We start from the raw sequence: 24,177 nt of genomic DNA, 5'->3' as shown, positions 1-24,177 counted from the left end.
TTCTATTTCCTGTTGGGATTTAAGGTGGTGTGACCAGATGGGCGACCGTTAGCACCAATAGGGGTTGCGCCTAAAATATCTTCTCTTTTGACTCCGCCTTGAATTGCTAACTCTCGCTCGCTACCAAACTTATATTTTTTTCCAAGCTCCGACGCCAGATCTCGCCCAGGTATCATCCGTATGGTGTACAAAAAACCGCTTCTCATGTTGAATCTTGTCGCGAAATCGATTCCAACCTCTCTTACTGGGGTAGTGCTTACAAAATTGCTCGGAGGCTTATTGCTATCTAGGGAATGGAGCAGCAAGTCATTGCTGTCGCCCTTGGTTTTAAATCCTTGTTCAAATATCTCATCTGGGTGACGATGGTCTCCCCGATATAAATATAATTCCTCTGGATATGATGGGAGTTGAGCTTGCCCCTCATCAACCTTAATCTTCCAAGTCGGATCCTCATCCCCAAACGCCGGCCGCTTACACCCATCCCCACCCGGACACTCACTCAACCCCAGCGGATCAACCCACCCCGCAGGGTTCCGCGTGTACTGATACCCGTTTAACCCGCCCGCCAACTTGCTCGGATCCGGTGTCAGATACCGTCCAACATCCGGATTGTAGTAGCGATGCCGGTTGTAATGCAGGCCAGTCTCCGCATCGAAGTACTGCCCCTGAAACCTCAATGGCTGATCAAGCACCTGATGGGTGTCGCGGTTGAGGCGAGTCAGGCGGCCATAGGCTGTGTATCGGGCAGCCCAGATGATGTCGCCGCTGTAGTCGGTGAGTTCTTGCGGCGTACCCAGGTGATCGAGTTGGTAGTAGAACGGGCAGGCCTTGCGTGGGCCTTTGCCGTCGAGCATGGCCAATGGGCGGAAGCTGCGGGGTTCGTAGAGGTAGCTGCGGTAGTGTTCGCGGCTGCTTTCGGCGATGAGGTGGTCGCCTTGCCAGAAGAACTCGGTGGTTTTGCTGTCGACGGTTTTGCTGATGCGGCGGCCGAAGGCGTCGTAGCGGTAGCTGGCGCTGCGGCCGTCCGGGGTCGTAACGCCGACCAAGCGGTGCTGGCAGTCGTAGCGGTATTCGGTGACGAGTTTTTGCGCGGTGCCGCGGCGCTCACGGATCAGGTTGCCGAAGGCGTCGTAGTCGTAATGGCGGTCGCCTTGCATCAGCAGGCGGTTGCCTTTGACGGTCGCGGCGCCGGGGCGGTCCTGCATCAGCAGGTTGCCCGCCGGGTCGTGGGCGAAGCTTTCCGGTTGTTGATCGCGGGTGTGACGGACGCGGATCAGGCGGTTGAGCGGGTCGTATTGGTAATGGCGCTGGCCGTGACGGGTGTCGGCGAGGCTGTCGAGATTGCCGTTGGCGCTGTAGGCATAGTCACGGCGATACAGCGGTTGTTGCTGTTGGCTGACAGCGTGGGCTTTGAGGCGGCCCTGGTCGTCATACTGATAATCGCTGAGCAACAGGCCTTGTTGGCGATTTAGTTCGCGCCCGGCGAAGAACGTATGCGATGTCAGTCGCGCACCGTTGAGGTCGATCGCCGTCAGCGCGCCGCCCTTGGCGTGGTGGTAATCGAGTTTGCTGCCGTCCGGCAGGCGCAGATGGTTCAGTTGACCGCAGGCGTCGTAGCCATAACGCAACGTGCCCCAGCCCTGATGCTCGGTGATCAGCCGATCCTGCGGGTCGTATTCGAACTCCAGCGGATGGTCATGGCCGTCGTCGACGCCGATCAGTCGGCCGAGGCTGTCGTAGCGGTATTCAACCTGGATGCCGTCGGGCAGCGTCTTGACCAACAGGCGTCCGGCCGAGTCCCGCTCATACGCCGTCACCAGCTGCGAGCCGTCCTCGCCAAACTCGGTTTTCACCAGCAGCTGGCCATTGAGGTCGTAGGCGTACGCCGTGCGTTGGCCGTCGAAGCCGGTTTCCTGTCGGATCAAGCCATTGGCCGTGTAGTCCAGGCGATATTTTTCACCGGATTCGTTTTCGATTTCCGTGAGCAGCAGCTGGGCGTTGTCGTAGCGGTATTTCAGCTGGGTGCCGTCGGGATTGAGGCGGCGGCTGACCAGGTGCAGGTCATCGAGGTATTCGTAACGGGTGATACGACCCAGCTCATCGCGTTCGGCGGTGATCTTGCCGTAGGCGTTGTAGCTAAAGGCGCGGCTGGCGCCGGTAGGAAGCGTGGTCTGGATCAGTCGGCCAACGGCATCCCATTGGTACTGGGTAACGGCACCGTGTTCGTCCTGACGGGTAATCTGCCGCCCCAATGCATCGTAGGAAAACCGCCGCTGGCCACCGTCCGGCAAGGTCTCTTCGAGCAGTTGCCCCAAGGCGTTCCAGACGAACACATGCCGGCTGGTGTCCGGGGAACGGATCGACAGCAGTTGCCCTTTGTCGTCGTAGTGATAGTGGGTGACCTGACCGTCGGGATCGGTCGCTTCGGTGACGTCGCCTTGCGCATTGCGTTGATATTTCCACACCGCTTGGCCGTGGTACCGCGCATGCAGGAAACCGTTGCGATACGCGTAGGCCGTCGGTTCGTCGTCCGGCGGAATCAGCGCGATCAGCCGTCCGACTTCGTCGTAACGGTATTCGGTGACGGCGCCGAGTGGATCCTGCTCGGCAAGCAACCGACCGTTGTCGTCGTAGGCCTTGAGGTGCTCGCCGCCGTCCAGTTCGACCTTGCGCACCAGCCGTGCCCGGTCGTCGTGGACGTAAACCTCTTCGCTTCCATCGATGTTCTGAACGGTGACGCTGCCCTCGTCATCCCAGATATAACGCGCGTCCATCTGCGCAAACGACGCCCAATGCCTGATGCATCGAGCCGCCTTGCCGGACCGTTCCCACTCCCAGAAGAAACTCGCCCCACCGGCCAACTGCCGTTGCAGGATGACGTGCTGATCGTCGTAGTCGTAACGTTCGCTTTCGCCAGCGGCATTGGTCGCCTCGATCAAGCGATGACGAGCGTCGTAGCGATAGGAAACCAGCGTCTGCTCAGTACACCAGGCGTCTTCCAGGGTGTCGGCCGGCTGAAAACGCTGATACTCGACGGCGACCATGTGCCGGCGCTCATAGCGCAACAGAAGGGAACGCCCGGCGCCGTTGTCGAGGCGCTTGATCCTGTCAGAAATGTCCCGCTGCACCGTCAGCTGATTGCCATAGGCATCGCTGATCGCTGTCAGACGTCCTGCACGAAAGTGGAAAAACCGTGCTTTTTCTCCAGCCAGGGCGAGGATCAGTTCTTCGGGTTCATCGCCCAGATAAATCGCCGCCCGCGACAGGCTGTTGTGAATCGTCGGGCACTCGATATTCGGTAACGGAAAGGTTGTACGGCGGTTTTCGTGGTCAATCCAGATGACGGTATCGCCATCGATTTCCAGTCGATGAGACAGAGAATGACTCCAGCCAAACCCGAGCCCGCAATCGATTTCAGCGGCACTGGTGCGATAGAGCCGGGTGAAGTCGAACGGCAAAATCCCGTCAAGTGAACCGTCGGTCAGCGTCAGCAGTTCCTCGCCCGTGACCATCGATACCGGACAGCCATGGGTACAGGTCAACGGTCCGCAATCGGCGCTGTCACCGTTGGGGTTTTTCGCTTGATCCGGGGCATCGTCGCGATGTTCCTGCCTGCCCATCCTGGTCATGGCTTCAGACTTGTCGCGAGCAATGGACAGCGGATTCTTCACCGACAGAACCGGCGCAACACCCGTGGTGATTTGCAGCGACACGGCGGGCGCAGGATTGATCGGTGCCTTCCGGGCATTGACCATCAGCGGTTTGAGCACGCCAGCGTGGGCTGTCAGGTCGGACTTGGCGGTGAGCCCAGCCAATCGCAAACTGGCGGCCGCCAGCCATTGGCGGGTCTGCGGGGACTTGATCCTGGACAGCACCTTCTCACTCAGGCGCAACTCCAGTCCTGCAGGACCGGTAAGGCACATGAGCAGGAAACTGATCAATATCTGCGTACGAATTTCCGCCACGACCTCGGCGATGTACTGCGGCGGCAGCATCCTCAGCCAGCTGGTGAACGCCGCGAGATGAATGAACATCAACGGCTCGTCGCTCAGCATCAGCAACACGTTGGCGATGGACTCCGCCGAAGCATTCAGCAGCGTTTCAAGCTCGGATCGGGTCAGGTATTCAAGGAGTTTTTCGCTGTTGGCCTGCAGGTCAGCGATCAGGGCGTAAATCTGTTTCACGTCATCCCACAAACCGTTCAGCGAGTTCTCGAAGCCGCGCCAGTCGGCCTGTTGCAGCATGCCGTAGCGCTTGATGAAACCGGCCTGGGAGAACCCGGCCCACGCCGGTTCGAACTCGGTCGTCCACTCGTTGCGCAACCAACCTTCCAGCTCGCCGATGACGCCCTGATAGGAGGCGTAAAGTGCTTTGACGTGATCAGCGGATACATCGGGAAAGAAGGTGATGCGATAACGCTGGCCGCGCGGGCAATCGGGGATTTCCTGGATGCCGCTGGGGCCGATCTCGTCGTAGATCGGCTCGCCAAATGTCTGCTCACCCGCCACGTCGGAAAGCAAAGGTTCAAGCATCACCGGCGTATTGCCGATCGGTACGAAGCGCGCAGCCTCAAACATATGCACCAGGGTCAACGGACCGTTGGCCGGGCATGCGGCGACTGTCGAGCTGACTGGCGTGGTGGAATGCTTCGGCGCGCTTAGACGGACTTCGTTGCCGACCTTGAATACTTGCTCGACATCCAGGGCCTTGCCGGTCCAGAAACTTTCAGCCCAGGCGTCGTAGTCGTTCAGGCACAGTCGAAAATCACTCAATACCGTTTCGACATTCGGCTGCTCAGGGTCCATGGCGGCGACCACCAGCAGCCCGATGGTGTTGTTCAAGGCCAGGAGGTTGTCAAGTATGAACATTCGCAGTCCCTCGCGCGGATCAATTCAGAGCGCGAGACTTTGCGGGGGATCGGCGGGAAAAGAAGTCGGGAAAGTAAGTGTTTGGTGTAGGGGAAATCGCTAAATGACGAAGAGCATGTCGGCGCAGGTTTTACTATCGATCAGGCATTGGCCGTTGCCCTATGCCCGCCGCGCTCGCTATGCTGCTGAATCCTTTAATCGATCGCGGACCCGGCCGTACCTGAGCCGCCTCTGGGATGTCATTAGAAAACGGATCAGATGCGATGAATGCACCGCTGAATGAATTCGGCCCGATCAAGGCCGTGATTTTTGATATGGACGGCTTGTTACTGGATACCGAGGGCATTTACACCGAAGTCACGTCCATTATTGCCGCGCGTTACGGTCGGGTCTTCGACTGGAGCGTCAAGCAGAACATCATCGGTCGTGGCGCGGGTGATCTGGCGCGTTATGTGGTCGAGGCGCTGGACCTGCCGATTACTGCCGAAGAGTTCCTGGTGATCCGCGAACCGCTGATGCGCGAGCGTTTTCCTACGGCGCTGGCAATGCCTGGCGCGCAGGAGCTGGTTCGGCACTTGAAGGCCAACAACATTCCGATCGCGGTGGGCACCAGCTCTTCGCGTCAGTCGTTCGGACAGAAAACCACCTTGCACCGCGATTGGTTTGCGCTGTTCGATTTCATCGTGACGGCTGACGATCCGGAAGTCGGCGCGGCTAAACCGGCGCCAGACATCTTCCTCACGGCGGCGCGGCGCCTGGGTGTCGCGCCCGGCGATTGCCTGGTGTTCGAGGATTCGCCGTTCGGTGTCACGGCGGCGAAAGCGGCAGGAATGACCGCGATTGCGATCCCGGATGCGGCGATGGCTGACGAGAAATACGCACACGCCGACGGCATCCTTCGTACGCTGAAAGCGTTCAAACCAAGCGCTTGCGGTTTGCCGGCGCTCGAATGGGCTTGATGCAGAAAGTGTGGGAGCGGCGGTGCGACGATTCGACTTGCTCGCGAAGAGGGAGTATCAGCCAACATTAATGTCGGCTGACACAACGCCTTCGCGAGCAAGTCGAATCGTCGCACCGCCGCTCCCACATTTTTTAGATTGCGTTTAAGTCATCAGGCGCCGAAACCACCGTCGATGGTCAGGCTGGCACCAGTGATGTAGCCGGCTTCGGGACCGACGAGGTAGGCGACGAAGCTGGCGATTTCTTCCGCTTTGCCGTAACGACCCACCGCCATCAACGGGATCAGGCTTTCGGCGAAGTCACCACTGGCCGGGTTCATGTCAGTGTCGACCGGGCCCGGTTGCACGTTGTTGATGGTGATGCCGCGCGGGCCGAGGTCGCGCGCCAGGCCTTTGGTCAGACCGACCAGCGCGGACTTGCTCATGGCGTACGGGCCACCACCGGCGAAGGGCATGCGGTCGGCGTTGGTGCTGCCGATGTTGATGATGCGACCGCCTTCGGTCATGTGTTTGGCGGCGGCCTGGGTGGCGATGAACACGCTGCGTACGTTGATGGCCAGAGTCTGGTCGAAGTCTTCGAGTTTAAAATCCTCCAGCGGTGCGATGGCCAGAACGCCTGCGTTGTTGACCAGAATGTCCAGGCGACCAAAGGCTTTTACGGTGGCGGTCACGGCGTTGCGAATGGCCTCGGCGTCGGCGCTGTCAGCCTTGATGGCGAGGGCTTTGCCGCCGTTACCGGTGATGCTGTTTTGCAATTCTTCGGCTTTGGCCGTGGAGCTGACGTAGGTGAAGGCGACTGTCGCGCCTTCAGCGGCCAGGCGTTTGACAATGGCGGCGCCGATACCGCGGGATCCACCTTGAATCAAAGCCACTTTGCCGCTGAGGTTCTGAGTAGTCATATCGATCTCCAAAGTCCCGAGGCGAGATGCCTGGGTTGATGGAGCCTAGTATCGATTCAGGATTACCGGCTGTGTAGACAGTAATTGCGATAGTCTGTGTAAACCAAAAGTTTATAGTGGCGCTTATGGAAACCTTCAGCAGTATCGAATGCTTCGTGCGCAGTGCCGAGGTCGGCAGCTTCGCCGAAGCCGCGCGCCGCCTGAGCCTGACCCCGGCGGCGGTGGGCAAGAGCGTCGCCAAGCTTGAGGCGAGGGTGGGTGTGCGGCTGTTTCAGCGCAGCACTCGCAGCCTGACGCTCACCGAAGCGGGTCATCGGTTTCTCGGCGAAGTGAGTTCCAGTCTTCACACGATCCAGAATGCCGTGGCCAATCTGGCCAGCGCCGAGGGGCTGCCGGCGGGGACGTTGAAGGTCAGCATGGGCACGGTGTTTGGGCGGTTGTATGTCGTTCCGTTGCTTGGGGAGTTTCTGCGGCGTTTTCCGGCGATCAACCCGGACTGGCATTTCGATAACCGTCAGGTCGATCTGATCGCTCAGGGTTTCGATGCGGCGATTGGTGGCGGATTCGAGCTGCCGCAGGGGGTGGTGGCGCGCAAGCTGACCCCCGCCCATCGGGTGTTGGTCGCGTCAGCCGACTATCTTGCAGGGCGTGAGGCGATTGCCGAGCCCGATGATCTCAAACATCACGATGGCATCCTGATTCGATCGCCACAGACAGGTCGTGTGCGTTCCTGGCAATTGACCAGTCACACCCAGCAACACAGCCCGCTGACGCTCAAGGCGCGGATGACCATGAGCGATTCGGAGGCGGCCTGCGCCACGGCCGCCCAAGGGTTGGGCATTGCGCTGGTGAGCATGCCGTTTGCCGTGGGCTACCTGGAGGCCGGGACCTTGCAGCGGGTGCTGCCGGACTGGTTTGTCGACGATGGCAACATTTCCATTTATTACGCTGAACACAAACTGCTGCCGGGCAAGACCCGGGCGTTTGTGGATTTCATCATTGAGCAGTTTGCGGAGCAGGGGTTGGGGCAGCGGTTTAGTGCGGTTTGAGCCAGGCTTGAGACCAAGTTGCGGCCTTCGCGAGCAAGCCCGCTCCCACAGGGGATTTGTGAACGCCGCAGGTCAAATGTGGGAGCGGGCTTGCTCGCGAAGAGGCTTTCACATTCGACATCTATGTTGAATGTCAGTCCGCCTTCGTCGGAACGCCGCCCGGACCAAGCCCGCTCCCACATTTGGATCTGACAAGACCGGGAGGTTATTCCTTGGATTTGCTGATGATATTGCCCGCATGCAGCCCGCATTCTTTCTGCGTCGCTTCTTCCCACCACCAACGACCTTCGCGCTCGTGCTGGTTCGGCAACACCGGACGAGTGCAGGGCTCGCAGCCGATGCTGATGAACCCGCGTTCGTGCAGGCTGTTGTACGGCAGCTCCAGCATGCGGATATAGCCCCAGATCTCTTCACTGGTCATTTGTGCCAGCGGGTTGAATTTGTACAGGGTGCGTTCCGGGGTGGAGAACGCGGTGTCGATCTCCAGCACCGCGACGGCGCTGCGAGTGCCAGGGCTCTGATCCCGACGCTGGCCGGTGGCCCAGGCGGTCACTCCCGAGAGCTTGCGACGTAGCGGCTCGATCTTGCGGATGCCGCAGCATTCGCCATGGCCGTCCTTGTAGAAACTGAACAGGCCTTTTTCCTTCACGAAAGGTTCGAGCTTGGTGTAGTCCGGCGACACCAGTTCGATGTCGATCTTGTAGTGCTCGCGCACTTGATCGATGAAGCGGTAGGTCTCGGGGTGCAAGCGGCCAGTGTCGAGGCTGAACACTTTGACGTTCTTGTTCAGCTTCCAGGCCATGTCTACCAGCACCACGTCTTCGGCGCCGCTGAAAGATATCCACAGGTCATCGCCAAACTCGGCGAACGCGAGTTTCAGGATGTCCTGGGCGGATTTGTTGGCATAGGTCGTGGCGAGTTCCACGACGTCGAACGTTGGGCTCATCAGGGCGGCTTCCTACAGGTCGGTGGCGCTGGGCGCTCTATATGGCCCTGATGGTAACAAAAACCTACGGCACCTGGCGCGCCCTCTGCGTTGCGCAGGCTTGCCTGAGTCGCTAGAGTTCGGCAGTCCTTTTGCTCGCTCGACTCAATAATCAATACAAATGGGAGTGTCTTGTGGAAATAGCCTGTCTGGATCTTGAAGGTGTACTGGTTCCGGAAATCTGGATCGCCTTCGCCGAAAAAACCGGGATCGAGTCTCTGAGGGCTACCACCCGGGACATCCCCGACTACGACGTGCTGATGAAGCAGCGTCTGCGGATTCTCGACGAGCACGGCTTGAAACTTACCGACATCCAGGAAGTGATCGCCACGCTCCAGCCTCTGGACGGCGCCATTGAGTTCGTCAACTGGCTGCGCGAGCGCTTTCAGGTGGTGATTCTGTCGGATACGTTCTACGAGTTTTCTCAGCCGTTGATGCGTCAACTGGGTTTCCCGACCTTGCTCTGCCATCGTCTGATTACTGACGATTCCGGTCGGGTGACGAGCTATCAATTGCGTCAGAAAGATCCCAAGCGTCAGTCGGTTTTGGCGTTCAAGAGCCTTTACTACCGGGTGATCGCGGCGGGGGATTCCTACAACGACACCACGATGTTGGGTGAGGCGGATGCGGGGATTCTGTTCCATGCGCCGGACAATGTGATACGCGAGTTTCCGCAGTTCCCGGCGGTGCACAGCTTTGAGGAGCTGAAGCAGGAATTCATCAAGGCTTCGAACCGGGCCTTGAGTTTGTAACTGTGCTAACTGATCGTTCCCACGCTCTGCGTGGGAATGCCTCAATGGACGCTCTGCGTCCGCTTTGGGACGCGGAGCGTCCTGGGCTGCATTCCCACGCGGAGCGTGGGAACGATCAAAGGTTTTGCAGGGTATCGAGCAACACCTTCACCTTGGTAATCGATTCCTGATACTCGGCCTGCCACTCGGAATCAGCGACGATCCCGCCACCGCCCCAGCAACACACCTGCCCATCTTTCACCAACAAGCTGCGAATCGCGATCGAACTGTCCATCTCGCCACGCACATCCAGATACAGCAGCGAACCGCAGTACAACCCGCGCCGGGTCGGTTCCAGCTCGTCAATAATCTGCATCGCGCGAATTTTTGGTGCACCGGTAATCGAGCCGCCAGGGAAGCTGCCAGCGATCAGGTCCAAGGCGTCCCGGTCATCCGCCAGTTCTCCGGTCACGCTGCTCACCAGGTGATGCACGTTCGGGTAGCTTTCCAGGCTGAACAACTCCGGCACCCGCACCGACCCGATACGGCAAGTACGGCCGAGGTCATTGCGCAGCAGGTCGACGATCATCAGGTTTTCCGCGCGGTCCTTGGGGCTGGCCAGCAGTTCGGCGGCGTTTGCCGCATCTTCGGCAGCGGTCAGTCCGCGAGGGCGGGTGCCTTTGATCGGGCGGGTTTCCACATGGCGTTCGCTGACTTTTACAAAGCGTTCTGGCGACAGGCTCAACACTGCACCGCCGTCGGGCAGGCTCTGAAAACCGGAAAACGGCGTCGGGCACGCCGCCCGCAGCGCGCAATACGCGGTCCATGGATCGCCCTGGCACTGAGCGCGGAAACGCTGGGCGAAATTGACCTGGTAACAGTCGCCGGCCTGGATGTACTGCTGAATGCGTTCCAGCGCGTGGCGATACTCGTCAGCGCTCAGGTCGGCTTTCATCGGGGCTTTCAACTTGAAAGGCTCGACTGCTTCAGCCGTGGGCTCACTGAATAGCGTGATCAGACGCTGACGTTCGCTGTCGATTAGCGACGGGTGGAATACCAGCTGACTTGTACTCAGTTGGTGATCGCTGATCAGTGCCCAGTCATACAGCCCGAAACGTGCGTCGGGCAATTGCAGATCGTCCTGCGCCTGACTCGGCAGGTTTTCCAGATGCCGACCGAAGTCGTAGCTCAGGTAACCGATGAGGCCGCCAGCGAAGGGCAGGTCAACAGGCACCGTCGCTTCACCGAGTCGTTTCAGATTGTCGCGAAGGCGTTGCAGGAAATCGCTGCCACTTTCGTCAGGCAATACTGCTATTTGCTCCAGCGGCCAGGCACTGAGCAGGTCATAACGTCCACGCTCGGCACTCGGCCGGCCACTGTCGAGCAGCACGGCACCGGGGGCATGACGAATCGCCGCGAAGTACTCGGCGGGGTTGGCGCAATAGGGGAGCGGGTGTACGGAACAGGTCAACATGGGCGGGGCAGATCAGCCATCGAGGCGGGGGTGGCGATTGTAGTCTTCTCGGGGAATTGCTCCTAGAGGGGATGTCGGGGATTGGTAGATTGGGGGCGATGGGTGAGAGAGACCTGTGGTGAGGGGATTTATCGGAATGCCGCACAACCCCGTTGGGCAGCGAGCGGCCCCAAAATCAGGCCTGCTGCGCAGTCCAACGGGGATAAATCCCCTCACCACAAGTCAGCCCTCAACCGCCGGAATATGCCCAAACATTTCCTGAACAAACTCAACCCGTTCCCGCACCGTCTCAACAACCCCGCGAGCCTTCAACTCCTCCAGCCGCGCTTCAACCGCGTGGGTGCGCAACGTCAGCCCGCAATCATTGGCAATCTGAATGTTCAGCCCAGGCCGGGCGTTGAGCTCAAGAATCAGCGGCCCTTTTTCCTGGTCCAGCACCATGTCGACACCGATGTAACCCAGCCCGCACAGCTCATAGCAGCTGGCGGCAAGTTTCATGAAACCGTCCCAGTAGGGCAGTTGCACGCCGTCCACTGCGTTGGTGGTGTCCGGATGTTTGGTGATGATGTTGTTCAGCCAGGTCCCGCGCAACGTCTGCCCGGTCGCGAGGTCGACACCGACGCCGATGGCGCCCTGGTGCAGGTTGGCCTTGCCACCGGACTGGCGCGTCGGCAAGCGCAGCATGGCCATCACCGGGTAACCCATGAGCACGATGATGCGGATGTCCGGCACGCCTTCATAGCTGATGCTTTTGAAAATCTGATCCGGGATCACCCGGTATTCGATCAGCGCGCGGTCGCGGTGCCCGCCCAGGGAATACAGGCCGGTGAGGATGCTCGAGACATGGTGCTCGAGTTCCTCATGGTCCATGATCTTGCCGGAGACTGTGCGATAGCGCCCCTCGAACCGGTCGGCAACCACAATGATGCCGTCACCGCCCGCGCCCTGGGCCGGTTTGATCACGAAGTCGTTGCGCCTGCCGATGATGTCGTCAAGGTTGTCGATTTCTTTCTCGGTGGAAATCACGCCATACAGTTCCGGCACATGAATGCCGGCGGCGATGGCGCGTTCCTTGGTGATGATCTTGTCATCGACAATCGGGTACAGACTGCGCTTGTTGTACTTGAGCACGTAGTCCGCGTTACGCCGATTGATCCCCATAATGCCCCGGGCTTCCAGGGCCTTCCAGGTTTTCCAGAAGCCGAACATCAGGCGTCAGCCTTCTTCAGGAAGGCCTTGAAACGCACCAGTTCGGTCAGGCGGTAGCCGCGATAACGCCCCATGGCCAGCATGAACCCCACCAGGATCAACAGGATCGCCGGGAAGGTGAACACGAAGTAGACCAGCTCCGGAACGCTCATGATCAGGTGCGCCAGCGACGCGGCGAACAGCGTACCGATCGCCACCTTCATGGCATGGCCGGAACCACGTTCTTCCCAGGTAATCGACAGGCGTTCGATGGTCATGGTCAGAATCACCATGGGGAACAACGCCACCGACAACCCGCGTTCCAGACCGAGTTTATGGCTGAAGAGGCTGATCGCCGCGATCAGCACCACCACGAAAGTCAGCACCACCGACAGCCTCGGCAACATTTGCAGCTTCAAGTGTTCAAGGTAGGAGCGCAACGTCAGGCCCAGCGCCGTGATGATCGTAAACAGCACGATACCGAAGCCGAGCTGGGTTTCCCTGAACGCCAGGGCGATCAGCACCGGGGTAAAGGTGCCGAGGGTCTGAATGCCGATCAGGTTGCGCAGGATCAGGATCACCAGTACACCGATCGGGATCATCACCATGATCATGAAGGTCTGCTGGGTTTCCAGCGGCAGGCCGTACAGCGAGTATTCGAGGAAGTTGGCGTCGGTGTTTTCGTCGGTCAGCTTGGCCAGGCGAATCGCGTTCATTTCGCTGTTGTTCAGGCTGAAGGTCACGTTGGCCTTCTTGCCGCCATCGACGGTGATCAGGTTGTCGTCGCCGGTCCACCACAACAGGCGATCGGTCGGCAGGCCCTGTTCACCGGTTTCCGGGTTGAAGTACAGCCAGTCGGTGCCGTTGAAACTGCGCAACCACAGTTCCGGTGTTTGCGGTTGGTCGGCCACCAGACGAATGGTGTGGACCTTTTCTACTGGCACGTGCGCGATGGACAGCACCAGCTCGACGATTTTCGCCTTGTGCCCGGGGGACGGATCGCCGCCCAGCAACAGCTTCACATTGTCGTCGTTGAGATTGTTGACACGTTTGATGGCTTCGCCGATGAAGGTTTCGACGTCGGCCGAGTGTTGGCGGATCGGTGCGAGCAGGGCTTCGGCGGCGATTTTTTCCGCACCTTCGACGGCGATGCTGTCACGGAAGGTCGGCCCTTTGACCTTGGATTTTTCACCGGTGTAGCGCTTGGTCAGCACCAGGCGGTAATAAAGCGTTTGATTGCCTTTGGCCCGACGTGCCGACCAGGTGACTTTGCGGTTGCCGTCGGCACGGTTCACGGCCACGCCGTAGTTATTGGAAATGAAGCTCTCGTTGAGGCTGACGTAATCGCGGCTCAGCGGTGGCACGAACATCTGGATCTTGACCGGGTCCTTGGTACTGGCGACGAACTCGACTTTGGCGTCGATGTTCCACAAGTCGTCGGTGGCGTCTTCGGTCACGGGGATGCCGAGCACGAAGATCTGATAGGCCGTGACTGAAATACCCAGCACCACCAGGATGGCGATCAGGAATTTCAGGTGAAGGGTAAGAGAGCGCATTGGAATTACTCTGCGGTATGAGCGTCGGTGGCGCAGGCGGGTTTGCCAGCAGCGTATTTAAGACTGGGGTCGACCAGCGCATCGAAGCGTTTCAGCGCTTCGGAGCCGATCAGGAGCGGGTATTGGAAGGCGCTGCGGTCGGTCAAGTTCACTTCGATACTGCGTAAAGCCGAACCCATGCAGATATTCAGCTCGATCACCGGACGGGCGGTGTACTTCTTGCCTTCTTCCGGGTCGTAGTCGCCGGCCCTGCGCTTGATCTTGCTGACGCGGGCCAGTGGCCGTTCGATCGGATGCGAATGCGCAGCGTCGATGGCCAGATAGAAGCGCACCCAGGATTCGCCATTGCGTTTGAAACGTTTGATGTCACGGGCACTCAGGGAAGCGGTTTTCGCCCCGGTGTCGAGTTTGGCGGCGACTTCCAGGTTGATGCCGTCCAGGGAGGCGTACTCGTTGAGGCCGTAGACAGTCTTTTCCCCCGCCGCGGCGAAACCGGGCAGACAAAGAAGATAAAGGAAGGTGGGGAAGGGCTTGAGTCTCATAAATCCTGGTGCGCAGCGGTCCGTACTTCTATTCAAGACCCTGGCATCGCTGCGCAAGCTCCCTCGTATGCCTATCAACTGTTTATGACAGGCAGTGCAGATGTCACAAACAAATGCGGCCGGCATTCTAGCACGGTGGTTTTATGGCGCCAGCGCTGGCGGGCGGCTATAAACCGCTGTGCTGCTTTGTTATGGTGCGGCCGGTTATTAGACGATTGTCGACAATACCGATTTTATCTTTGACTATTCGGCCTGTATTCGCTAGTTTTTGCGGCATCCGCTTACAAGGTGTCGACAATATGCTGGATCAACTCGATCCCCCGGTCATTGCCCAAGACGATTCAGAGACACTTTCCGAGAACGTCTTCCGGCGCATTCAGGCGGCCATCGTCAAGGGCGAGATCGCCCCGGGCAGCAAGATCTCCGAGCCGGAACTGGCGCGCACCTATGGCATCAGCCGCGGGCCGTTGCGTGAGGCGATCCACCGTCTGGAAGGCCAGCGCCTGCTGGTTCGCGTGCCGCACGTCGGGGCGCGGGTGGTTTCGTTGAGCCATGCCGAGCTGCTGGAACTCTACGAAATCCGCGAATCCCTCGAAGGCATGGCCTGCCGTCTGGCGGCCGAACGCATGACGCTCGAAGAAATCGACGAACTGCGCCGGGTCCTCGAAACCCATGAGCGCGATGCGGCGTTTCAGGCGGGTGTCGGCTACTACCAGCAGGAAGGCGATTTCGACTTCCATTACCGAATTATCCAGGGCAGCGGCAACCGCACCCTGACGCAGATGCTCTGCGGCGAGCTCTATCAACTGGTGCGCATGTACCGCATCCAGTTTTCCACCACGCCCAATCGTCCGCGTCAGGCCTTTGCCGAACACCACCGAATTCTCGACGCCATCGCCGACCGTGACGGTGAGCTGGCCGAGTTGTTGATGCGCCGCCACATCGGCGCCTCCAAACGCAATATCGCTCGTCATTACCAGGACGGCGCCAACCAGACAGCCACTGAACGAGGTGAGTCATGAGTTCCAACAAGAGCACTCCAGGCCAGCGATTCCGCGATGCGGTCGCCAGCGAACATCCGCTGCAAGTGGTCGGCGCGATCAACGCCAATCACGCGCTGCTGGCCAAGCGCGCCGGTTTCAAGGCTATTTATCTGTCGGGTGGCGGGGTGGCTGCCGGCTCCCTCGGCGTGCCGGACCTGGGCATCACCGGCCTGGATGACGTGCTGACCGACGTGCGCCGCATCACTGACGTTTGCGACCTGCCGCTGTTGGTGGACGTCGACACCGGTTTCGGCTCCTCGGCGTTCAACGTTGCGCGCACCGTCAAGTCGATGATCAAGTTCGGCGCGGCGGCAATTCACATCGAAGACCAGGTGGGCGCCAAGCGCTGCGGTCACCGTCCTAATAAAGAGATCGTGTCCCTGCAGGAAATGGTCGATCGCATCAAGGCAGCTGTTGATGCGCGCACCGATGACAGCTTCGTGATCATGGCCCGTACCGACGCCCTCGCAGTGGAAGGTCTGGAATCCGCTTTGGATCGCGCCGCCGCGTGCATCGAGGCCGGCGCCGACATGATTTTCCCGGAAGCCATCACCGAACTGGACATGTACAAGCTGTTCGCCAGCCGCGTGAAAGCGCCGATCCTGGCCAACATCACCGAATTCGGCGCGACGCCGCTGTACACCACCGAGCAGCTTGCCGCCGCCGATGTGTCGCTGGTGCTGTACCCGCTGTCGGCGTTCCGCGCGATGAACAAAGCCGCCGAAAACGTCTACACCGCGATCCGCCGCGACGGCACGCAACAGAACGTGATCGACACCATGCAGACGCGCATGGAGCTTTACGATCGCATCGACTATCACACCTTCGAGCAGAAGCTCGATGCGTTGTTTGCCGCGAAGAAGTAATTGTAGGAGCGAGCCTGCTCGCGATGGACGCCAACGATAACGCGGTGTCCTTAATGCACCGAGGTGTTCCGTCCACCTTCGCGAGCAGGCTCGCTCCTACAAGTTTCCCTAACAAATTCAAGAAAAACTGGAGACAGCAATGGCCGAAGCAAAAGTACTCAGTGGCGCCGGGCTCCGTGGCCAGGTTGCCGGGCAAACCGCACTGTCCACCGTGGGCCAGTCGGGCGCAGGCCTGACCTATCGTGGCTACGACGTTCGCGAACTGGCGGCTGACGCACAGTTCGAAGAAGTGGCCTACCTGCTGCTTTACGGTGAACTGCCGACCCAAACCCAGCTCGCCGCTTACATCAGCAAACTGGGCAAGCTGCGCGACCTGCCGCAAGCGCTGAAAGAAGTGCTGGAACGCATCCCCGCCGACGCCCACCCGATGGACGTGATGCGCACCGGTTGCTCGTTCCTGGGCAACATCGAACCGGAGAAAGACTTCTGCGAACAACACGACGTGACTGACCGTTTGCTCGCCGCGTTCCCGGCGATCATGTGCTACTGGTATCGCTTCAGCCATGACGGCAAACGCATCAGCTGCGTGAGCGACGAACAATCCATCGGCGGCCATTTCCTGCACCTGCTGCACGACAAGAAGCCGAGCGAGTTGCACGTCAAAGTGATGAACGTTTCGCTGATCCTCTACGCTGAGCACGAGTTCAACGCCTCGACGTTCACCGCGCGGGTTTGCGCCTCGACCCTGTCGGACATGTATTCGTGCATCACGGCGGCCATCGGCTCGCTGCGCGGTCCGCTGCATGGCGGCGCCAACGAAGCGGCGATGGAAATGATCGAGCGCTTCAGCTCGCCGCAAGAGGCCGTCGAAGGCACCCTCGGCATGCTTGCGCGCAAGGACAAGATCATGGGCTTCGGTCACGCGATCTATAAGGACAACGATCCGCGCAATGAGGTGATCAAGGGCTGGTCGAAAAAACTCGCCGAGGAAGTGGGCGACACCGTGTTGTTCCCGGTTTCCGAAGCCATCGACGCAACCATGTGGGAGCAGAAGAAACTGTTCCCGAACGCCGACTTCTACCATGCGTCGACGTACCACTTCATGGGCATCCCGACCAAGTTGTTCACCCCGATTTTCGTCTGCTCGCGCCTGACCGGCTGGGCGGCGCACGTGTTCGAACAACGTGCCAACAACCGCATCATCCGCCCGAGCGCCGAGTACGTCGGCGTCGAACAGCGCAAGTTCGTGCCAATCGAACAACGCTGAATGGTGTGGGCCGGCTGAACCGGGAACCTGTAGGAGCCGAGCTTGCTCGCGATGACGGTCTGACATTCAACATCGATGTCGACTGATATACCGCTATCGCGAGCAAGCTCGGCTCCTACAGGGCACCGGTCTCAATTCAAATGCCAGGTCCCACCTTTTGAAATCACCGTGACCGAGTCCTGACGATGAATACTGAATTCCGTAAACCGCTGCCCGGCAGCCATCTGGATTACTTCGACGTCCGCGCGGCTGTCGAAGCCATCCAGCCCGGCGCCTACGACACTCTGCCGTACACCTCCCGCGTGCTGGCGGAAAACCTGGTGCGTCGCTGCGACCCGGCCACGCTCACCGAATCCCTGAAGCAATTCATCGAGCGCAAACGCGACCTCGACTTCCCATGGTTCCCGGCCCGCGTGGTGTGCCACGACATTCTCGGCCAGACCGCGCTGGTCGACCTCGCCGGCCTGCGTGACGCCATCGCTTTGCAAGGTGGCGACCCTGCGCAAGTGAACCCGGTGGTGCCGACGCAATTGATCGTCGATCACTCCCTGGCCGTCGAGCGCGGTGGCTTCGATCCGGAGGCGTTCGAGAAGAACCGCGCCATCGAAGACCGTCGCAACGAAGACCGTTTCCACTTCATCAACTGGACCAAAAAAGCCTTCAAGAACGTTGATGTGATCCCGCCGGGCAACGGCATCATGCACCAGATCAATCTGGAGAAAATGTCTCCGGTGATCCAGGTGCGCGACGGCGTGGCGTTCCCCGACACGTGCGTCGGCACCGACAGCCACACTCCGCACGTCGATGCACTGGGCGTGATCGCCATCGGTGTCGGCGGCCTGGAAGCGGAAAGCGTGATGCTCGGCCGCGCGTCGTGGATGCGTCTGCCGGAAAGCGTCGGCGTTGAATTGACCGGCAAACTGCAACCGGGCATCACCGCCACCGACATGGTGCTGGCGCTGACCGAGTTCCTGCGTCAGCAAAAAGTCGTTGGCGCATGGCTGGAGTTCTTCGGCGAAGGCGCCTCCGCGTTGACGCTTGGCGACCGTGCGACCATTTCCAACATGGCCCCGGAATATGGCGCCACCGCCGCGATGTTCTACATCGATCAGCAGACCATCGACTACCTGAAACTCACCGGCCGTGAAGACGAGCAGGTGCAGTTGGTCGAGAACTATGCCAAGACCACAGGCCTGTGGGCTGACAGCTTGAAGAATGCGCAATACGAGCGTGGGTTGAGCTTTGACCTGTCCTCGGTAGTGCGCAACATGGCCGGCCCGAGCAACCCGCACGCACGCGTTGCGACCTCGGACCTCGCCGCCCAAGGTATCTCCGGTCAGTGGACCGAAGTGCCCGGTCAGATGCCGGATGGCGCGGTAATCATCGCCGCCATCACCAGTTGCACCAACACCAGCAACCCGCGCAACGTCATCGCCGCCGGCCTGCTGGCGCGCAATGCCAACAAGCTCGGATTGACCCGCAAACCGTGGGTCAAATCGTCCCTGGCGCCGGGTTCGAAAACCGTGGCGCTGTACCTGGACGAAGCCGGCCTGACCACCGAACTGGAGCAACTCGGTTTCGGCATCGTGGCCTTCGCTTGCACCACCTGCAACGGCATGTCCGGCGCGCTGGATCCGGTGATTCAGCAAGAGATCATCGACCGCGACCTGTACGCCACCGCTGTGCTGTCCGGCAACCGCAACTTCGATGGCCGGATCCACCCGTACGCCAAGAATGCGTTCCTTGCTTCGCCGCCATTGGTCGTGGCTTACGCCATTGCCGGCACCATCCGTTTCGACATCGAAAAAGATGTGCTGGGTGTGGTCGACGGCAAGGAAGTCCGCCTCAAAGACATCTGGCCGAGCGACGAAGAAATCGACGCGGTGGTGAAAGCATCGGTCAAGCCGGAGCAATTCCGTCAGGTCTACATTCCGATGTTCGCCATCCACGAAGACACCGGTCCGAAAGTGACGCCGCTGTACGACTGGCGCGAGATGAGCACCTACATCCGCCGTCCGCCGTACTGGGAAGGCGCGCTGGCCGGTGCTCGTCCGCTCAAGGGCATGCGCCCGCTGGCGGTGCTGCCGGACAACATCACCACCGATCACCTGTCGCCTTCAAACGCGATCATGCTCGACAGCGCCGCCGGCGAATACCTGGCGAAAATGGGCTTGCCGGAAGAGGACTTCAACTCTTACGCAACGCACCGCGGTGACCACTTGACCGCGCAACGCGCCACCTTCGCCAACCCGAAACTGTTCAATGAAATGGTTCAGGAAAACGGCAAGGTCAAACAGGGTTCGCTGGCTCGCGTCGAGCCGGAAGGCAAAGTGATGCGCATGTGGGAAGCCATCGAAACCTACATGGAACGCAAGCAGCCGCTGATCATCATCGCCGGCGCCGACTACGGTCAGGGTTCGTCCCGCGACTGGGCAGCCAAAGGCGTGCGTCTGGCGGGTGTGGAAGCGATTGCAGCCGAAGGCTTCGAGCGCATTCACCGCACCAACCTGGTGGGCATGGGCGTGTTGCCGCTGGAATTCAAACCGGGCACCGACCGCAAGACATTGGGCATCGATGGCAGCGAAACCTACGACGTGATCGGTGAGCGCACCCCGCGTGCCGAGCTGACGCTGGTGATCAACCGTAAGAACGGCGAACGCGTCGAAGTGCCGGTGACCTGCCGCCTCGACACCGCCGAAGAAGTGTCGATCTATGAGGCCGGCGGCGTGCTGCAACGCTTCGCTCAGGACTTCCTCGAAGAATCGGCGGTTGCCGTTTAACACGATAAGTTCGGGCGGGGCCACGCGGCCTCGCTCGATCCTAAAAGGAACATCATGGCTCACGCACCTCAAATTAAAATCGCCGCCACCTACATGCGCGGCGGCACCAGCAAAGGCGTGTTCTTCAGCCTGAAAGACCTGCCTGAAGCAGCACAGGTTCCAGGCCCGGCGCGCGATGCCTTGTTGCTGCGCGTGATCGGCAGTCCTGACCCGTACGACAAGCAAATCGACGGCATGGGCGGCGCGACCTCCAGCACCAGCAAAACCGTGATCCTGTCCAAAAGCATCAAGGCCGATCACGACGTCGACTATCTGTTTGGTCAGGTGTCCATCGACAAGCCTTTCGTCGATTGGAGTGGCAACTGCGGCAACCTGTCGGCGGCGGTCGGTTCGTTTGCCATCAGCAATGGTTTGGTGGACGCCAGCCGCATCCCGCACAACGGCGTTGCCGTGGTTCGCGTGTGGCAGGCCAACATCGGCAAGACCATCATCGCCCACGTGCCGATCACCAATGGTGAAGTGCAGGAAACAGGTGATTTCGAACTCGACGGCGTGACCTTTCCGGCGGCTGAAGTGCAGGTCGAATTCATGGACCCTGCAGCGGAAGAAGAGGGCGGCGGCGGTTCGATGTTTCCTACCGGTAACCTGGTGGATGACCTCGAAGTGCCTGGCGTCGGAACCTTCAAGGCGACCATGATCAATGCCGGTATTCCGACGATTTTCGTCAATGCCGAAGACATCGGTTACACCGGCACCGAGCTGCAAAGCGCGATCAACAGCGACCCAAAAGCGTTGCTGATGTTTGAAACCATTCGGGCTTACGGCGCATTGCGCATGGGCCTGATCAAGGATCTGGACGAAGCGGCCAAGCGTCAGCACACGCCCAAGGTTGCCTTTGTGGCCAAGCCTGCGGACTACGTCGCTTCGAGTGGCAAAGCGATTGCGGCGGCTGATGTCGATCTGCTGGTGCGGGCGCTGTCCATGGGCAAATTGCACCACGCGATGATGGGCACGGCGGCCGTGGCGATCGGTACGGCGGCGGCGATTTCCGGCACGCTGGTGAACCTTGCCGCGGGTGGTGTCGAACGCAATGCCGTGCGCTTTGGGCATCCGTCCGGCACCTTGCGTGTGGGGGCTGAAGCCAGCCTGGTGAACGGCGAGTGGACCGTGAACAAAGCCATCATGAGCCGCAGTGCGCGGGTGTTGATGGAAGGGTTTGTCCGCGTGCCGGGCGATTCGTTCTAAAACACGCCAAACCACTGTGGGAGCGGGCTTGCTCGCGAAAGCGGTGTGTCAGCTTGCATTGATGTCGGATGTGCCGCCGTCTTCGCGAGCAAGCCCGCTCCCACAGTTTGATTGCATTACCAAATAAGAACGGTGTAACCAACCAAGATTGCCCCTGAACCGAGGTCCCATTAACGAACCACTTCAAGAGTGAATCGAACATGAGCACCAACGTCGACCAGAACAACCGCCCCGACTACGACACGGTCCTGCAGGACATTGCCGACTACGTCCTCAATTTCAAGATCCAGTCCGCCGAAGCCCTCGACACCGCACGCAACTGCCTGATGGACACGTTGGGTTGCGGCCTGCTGGCCCTGCGCTTCCCCGAATGCACCAAACACCTCGGCCCCATGGTGGAAGGCACCGTCGTCCCGTTTGGCGCGCGTGTCCCCGGTACCAGTTATCGCCTCGACCCGGTCAAGGCGGCGTGGGACATCGGCTGCATCGTGCGCTGGCTCGACTACAACGACACCTGGCTCGCCGCGGAGTGGGGCCATCCGTCCGATAACCTCGGCGGCATTCTCGCGGTGGCCGATCACTTGTCGCAAAAACGCCTGGCCAATGGCGACGCGCCGCTGACCGTTCGCGCGGTGCTCGACGCCATGATCATGGCTCACGAAATCCAGGGCGTGATCGCGTTGGAAAACTCCTTCAATCGTGTAGGCCTGGATCACGTCATCCTGGTGAAAGTCGCCTCGACCGCGGTCACCGCCAAGCTGATGGGCGCCAATCGTGAGCAGTTGTTGTCGGCGTTGTCCCATGCGTTCGCCGACGGTCAGGCGCTGCGCACTTACCGTCATGCGCCGAATGCCGGATCGCGTAAATCCTGGGCGGCCGGCGACGCGTCCAGCCGTGGCGTGCGTCTGGCGGACATCGCCATGCGTGGCGAAATGGGCATCCCTGGCGTACTGACCGCGAAACAATGGGGCTTCTACGATGTGCTGTTCAGTCACACCAACAACGACCTGGCGCTCAAGCCCGAAGACAAACGCGCGTTCAGCTTCTCCCGGAAGTACGGCAGCTACGTGATGGAAAACGTGCTGTTCAAGATCAGCTTTCCGGCCGAGTTCCATGCGCAAACGGCGTGCGAAGCGGCCGTGACGTTGCATCCGCAAGTCAGAAATCGCCTGCACGAAATCGACAAAATCGTCATCACTACCCACGAATCGGCAATCCGCATCATCTCCAAGGTCGGCCCGCTGGCCAATGCGGCGGACCGTGACCATTGCATTCAGTACATGACAGCCGTGCCGCTGGCGTTCGGCAATCTGGTGGCCGAGCAGTACGAAGACGACTTCCACGCAGCGCATCCGATCATCGACGTGCTGCGCGAGAAAATGGTTATCGTCGAAGACCCGCGCTACACCCGCGAATACCTGGAGGCCGACAAACGCTCCATCGCCAATGCGATACAGGTGTTCTTCAAGGACGGCTCCAGCACCGAAAACGTGTTGGTGGAGTACCCGATCGGCCATCGCCGTCGCCGCTCCGACGGCATTGCGCTGCTGGAAGACAAGTTCAAGGCGAACCTGGCGACGCGCTTCAACGCCCAGCGCAGCGCTGAGATCTTTGCGTTGTGCAAGGATCAGGCGAAGCTTGAAGCCACACCGGTGAACAGGTTTGTGGATTTGTTTGTGATCTGACCGTCGCCTAGGGGTTTGTTTTTTTGCCGATGAGCCACTTCTCCACAGGCAATTTGGTGATCGCAAACCCCGTCAGCAAAATCGCCGAGTACATCATCAGTTCCCGGGACACGGTTTGCCCCTCGTACCAGGCGCCGATGATCACTGCGAACACCGGAAAAATGATGAACACAAACGACAGAATGATCGGGCTCAGCCGCTTGAGCAGCAAAAAGTAAACGATAAACCCGCCCACCGACGCCACCAGCCCCAGATAGAGCAGGGCGCTCCACGAACGCGCGGTGATGCTATTGAACTCCGGTGCTTCGACACTCAATCCGGCGACAAACAGCATCAGCCCGGCGATGCCGATTGGCAGCGTGTTGTAGGTGATCACGCTGATCGCCGTACCGTGTTTTTTAGTCACCACGTAACACAGCGCATGCATCACCGCCGCGCAGAGGATCGCCAACACCCCGAACATTTCAGCATGGTCAAGATGCAGCCCCTGGCTGCGGATGATCATGAACAGGCTGCCGAAACCGATGGCAATGCCCAGCACTTGCGAGGGGTAGATTTTCTCCCGCAGAAACAGCGCGCAAAACAACAGGATGAACACCGGCATGCAGCTGAACAACAGCGCCGTCAGACCCGATGACACGTGCATCTCGCCGTAGTTGAGCAAGTAGTACGGCAGGCTGAAATACGACAGCGTGACAAAGACAAAAAACCAACGGCTTTCCTTGGGAAACAGCAGCGGCTCACGACGTATCAGGGCGAAGCCGAGAAAGAGCGGGAAGGCGATGAGGAACCGCAGGCCGGCAGCGGTCAGCGGCGGCACGCTTTCAACGGCAATCTTGATCCCGAGCCACGTGGTGCCCCAGCTCAGGCACACGATCAGGAACAACACGCTGGTGATCAGGGCGGCCAGCCAGGGTTTAGCAGTACGTGAAGGTGCGCTGATGGCTATGGACATGATCGGACTCCTTTTATGTTCGGAATTGACCTCCTTCTGCAAAAGGTCTATCCCTGATTGAACCTGTTTCAAGCACGCTATTCGG

17 protein-coding genes are annotated in these 24,177 nt (G+C 59.8%); 9 read left to right on the top strand and 8 right to left on the bottom strand.

Features of this window, described 5'->3' with window-relative positions:
• Positions 1-2 precede the first annotated feature (2 nt).
• Positions 3-4,868 carry an RHS repeat-associated core domain-containing protein gene (locus DFS28_RS16635; protein WP_111450658.1) on the bottom strand — a complete coding sequence of 1,622 codons (4,866 nt, stop codon included), beginning with the start codon at positions 4,866-4,868 and terminating at the stop codon, positions 3-5.
• A gap of 263 nt (positions 4,869-5,131) precedes the next feature.
• On the opposite strand from DFS28_RS16635, the gene DFS28_RS16630 reads away from it, so the two are divergent.
• Entirely contained in the window at positions 5,132-5,827 is a 696-nt protein-coding gene (locus DFS28_RS16630) for an HAD-IA family hydrolase (protein WP_111450657.1), read from the top strand.
• Positions 5,828-5,979: 152 nt separating this feature from the next.
• Here DFS28_RS16630 and DFS28_RS16625 read toward each other — a convergent pair whose 3' ends face one another.
• Positions 5,980-6,726, bottom strand: a complete 747-nt coding sequence (locus DFS28_RS16625; RefSeq protein ID WP_111450656.1) for a 3-oxoacyl-ACP reductase family protein — start codon at positions 6,724-6,726, stop codon at positions 5,980-5,982.
• 125 nt (positions 6,727-6,851) lie between these two features.
• Here DFS28_RS16625 and DFS28_RS16620 point away from each other — a divergent pair, with 125 nt between their 5' ends.
• Positions 6,852-7,775, top strand: a complete 924-nt coding sequence (locus DFS28_RS16620; protein ID WP_111450655.1) for a LysR family transcriptional regulator — start codon at positions 6,852-6,854, stop codon at positions 7,773-7,775.
• Between the two features lie 205 nt (positions 7,776-7,980).
• Here the strand turns inward: DFS28_RS16620 and DFS28_RS16610 are convergent, their stop codons facing one another.
• Positions 7,981-8,721 carry a phosphoadenylyl-sulfate reductase gene (locus DFS28_RS16610; RefSeq protein ID WP_008145995.1) on the bottom strand — a complete coding sequence of 247 codons (741 nt, stop codon included), beginning with the start codon at positions 8,719-8,721 and terminating at the stop codon, positions 7,981-7,983.
• A gap of 173 nt (positions 8,722-8,894) precedes the next feature.
• Here DFS28_RS16610 and thrH point away from each other — a divergent pair, with 173 nt between their 5' ends.
• A complete protein-coding gene (thrH, locus tag DFS28_RS16605; protein ID WP_008145993.1) occupies positions 8,895-9,512 on the top strand; it encodes a bifunctional phosphoserine phosphatase/homoserine phosphotransferase ThrH in 618 nt (205 codons plus the stop codon).
• A gap of 115 nt (positions 9,513-9,627) precedes the next feature.
• On the opposite strand, the gene pabB is transcribed toward thrH, so the two are convergent.
• The 4 genes from pabB to DFS28_RS16585 all read right to left on the bottom strand — a co-directional run bounded on the left by pabB (position 9,628) and on the right by DFS28_RS16585 (position 14,251).
• A complete protein-coding gene (gene pabB / locus DFS28_RS16600) occupies positions 9,628-10,965 on the bottom strand; it encodes an aminodeoxychorismate synthase component I (protein ID WP_111450653.1) in 1,338 nt (445 codons plus the stop codon).
• A gap of 222 nt (positions 10,966-11,187) precedes the next feature.
• Entirely contained in the window at positions 11,188-12,174 is a 987-nt protein-coding gene (locus tag DFS28_RS16595) for an alpha-L-glutamate ligase-like protein (protein WP_111450652.1), read from the bottom strand.
• A complete protein-coding gene (locus DFS28_RS16590; protein WP_111450651.1) occupies positions 12,174-13,709 on the bottom strand; it encodes an inactive transglutaminase family protein in 1,536 nt (511 codons plus the stop codon). Before DFS28_RS16590 ends, DFS28_RS16595 begins: the two co-directional genes overlap by 1 nt.
• A 5-nt stretch (positions 13,710-13,714) precedes the next feature.
• Entirely contained in the window at positions 13,715-14,251 is a 537-nt protein-coding gene (locus tag DFS28_RS16585; RefSeq protein ID WP_074874996.1) for an ATP-dependent zinc protease, read from the bottom strand.
• Between the two features lie 302 nt (positions 14,252-14,553).
• Between DFS28_RS16585 and DFS28_RS16580 the strand changes: the two genes are divergently transcribed.
• The 6 genes from DFS28_RS16580 to prpD all read left to right on the top strand — a co-directional run bounded on the left by DFS28_RS16580 (position 14,554) and on the right by prpD (position 23,137).
• Positions 14,554-15,273, top strand: coding sequence for a GntR family transcriptional regulator (locus DFS28_RS16580; RefSeq protein WP_177327884.1), 720 nt, complete (start codon positions 14,554-14,556; stop codon positions 15,271-15,273).
• Positions 15,270-16,160 carry a methylisocitrate lyase gene (prpB, locus tag DFS28_RS16575; protein ID WP_008146328.1) on the top strand — a complete coding sequence of 297 codons (891 nt, stop codon included), beginning with the start codon at positions 15,270-15,272 and terminating at the stop codon, positions 16,158-16,160. The genes DFS28_RS16580 and prpB overlap by 4 nt, the downstream gene beginning before the upstream one ends.
• Before the next feature lie 139 nt (positions 16,161-16,299).
• On the top strand, positions 16,300-17,427 hold the full coding sequence (prpC, locus tag DFS28_RS16570) for a 2-methylcitrate synthase (RefSeq protein WP_111450650.1): 1,128 nt from the start codon (positions 16,300-16,302) through the stop codon (positions 17,425-17,427).
• Positions 17,428-17,612: 185 nt separating this feature from the next.
• Entirely contained in the window at positions 17,613-20,207 is a 2,595-nt protein-coding gene (gene acnD / locus DFS28_RS16565; RefSeq protein WP_111450649.1) for a Fe/S-dependent 2-methylisocitrate dehydratase AcnD, read from the top strand.
• Between the two features lie 54 nt (positions 20,208-20,261).
• Positions 20,262-21,452 (top strand): 2-methylaconitate cis-trans isomerase PrpF, encoded by a 1,191-nt coding sequence (gene prpF / locus DFS28_RS16560; RefSeq protein WP_111450648.1) that lies wholly within the window; start codon positions 20,262-20,264, stop codon positions 21,450-21,452.
• Between the two features lie 200 nt (positions 21,453-21,652).
• The gene (gene prpD / locus DFS28_RS16550) at positions 21,653-23,137 is read left to right on the top strand and encodes a 2-methylcitrate dehydratase (protein ID WP_111450647.1); all 1,485 of its coding nucleotides are present in this window, start codon (positions 21,653-21,655) and stop codon (positions 23,135-23,137) included.
• 7 nt (positions 23,138-23,144) lie between these two features.
• Here the strand turns inward: prpD and DFS28_RS16545 are convergent, their stop codons facing one another.
• On the bottom strand, positions 23,145-24,047 hold the full coding sequence (locus tag DFS28_RS16545; RefSeq protein WP_371922177.1) for a DMT family transporter: 903 nt from the start codon (positions 24,045-24,047) through the stop codon (positions 23,145-23,147).
• Positions 24,048-24,177: the final 130 nt, after the last annotated feature.

Source organism: Pseudomonas sp. 478, assembly GCF_003254125.1.
Lineage (GTDB): Bacteria > Pseudomonadota > Gammaproteobacteria > Pseudomonadales > Pseudomonadaceae > Aquipseudomonas.
Note: the sequence above shows the minus strand (reverse complement) of the source record. Positions and strands in the feature narration are given on the sequence as shown.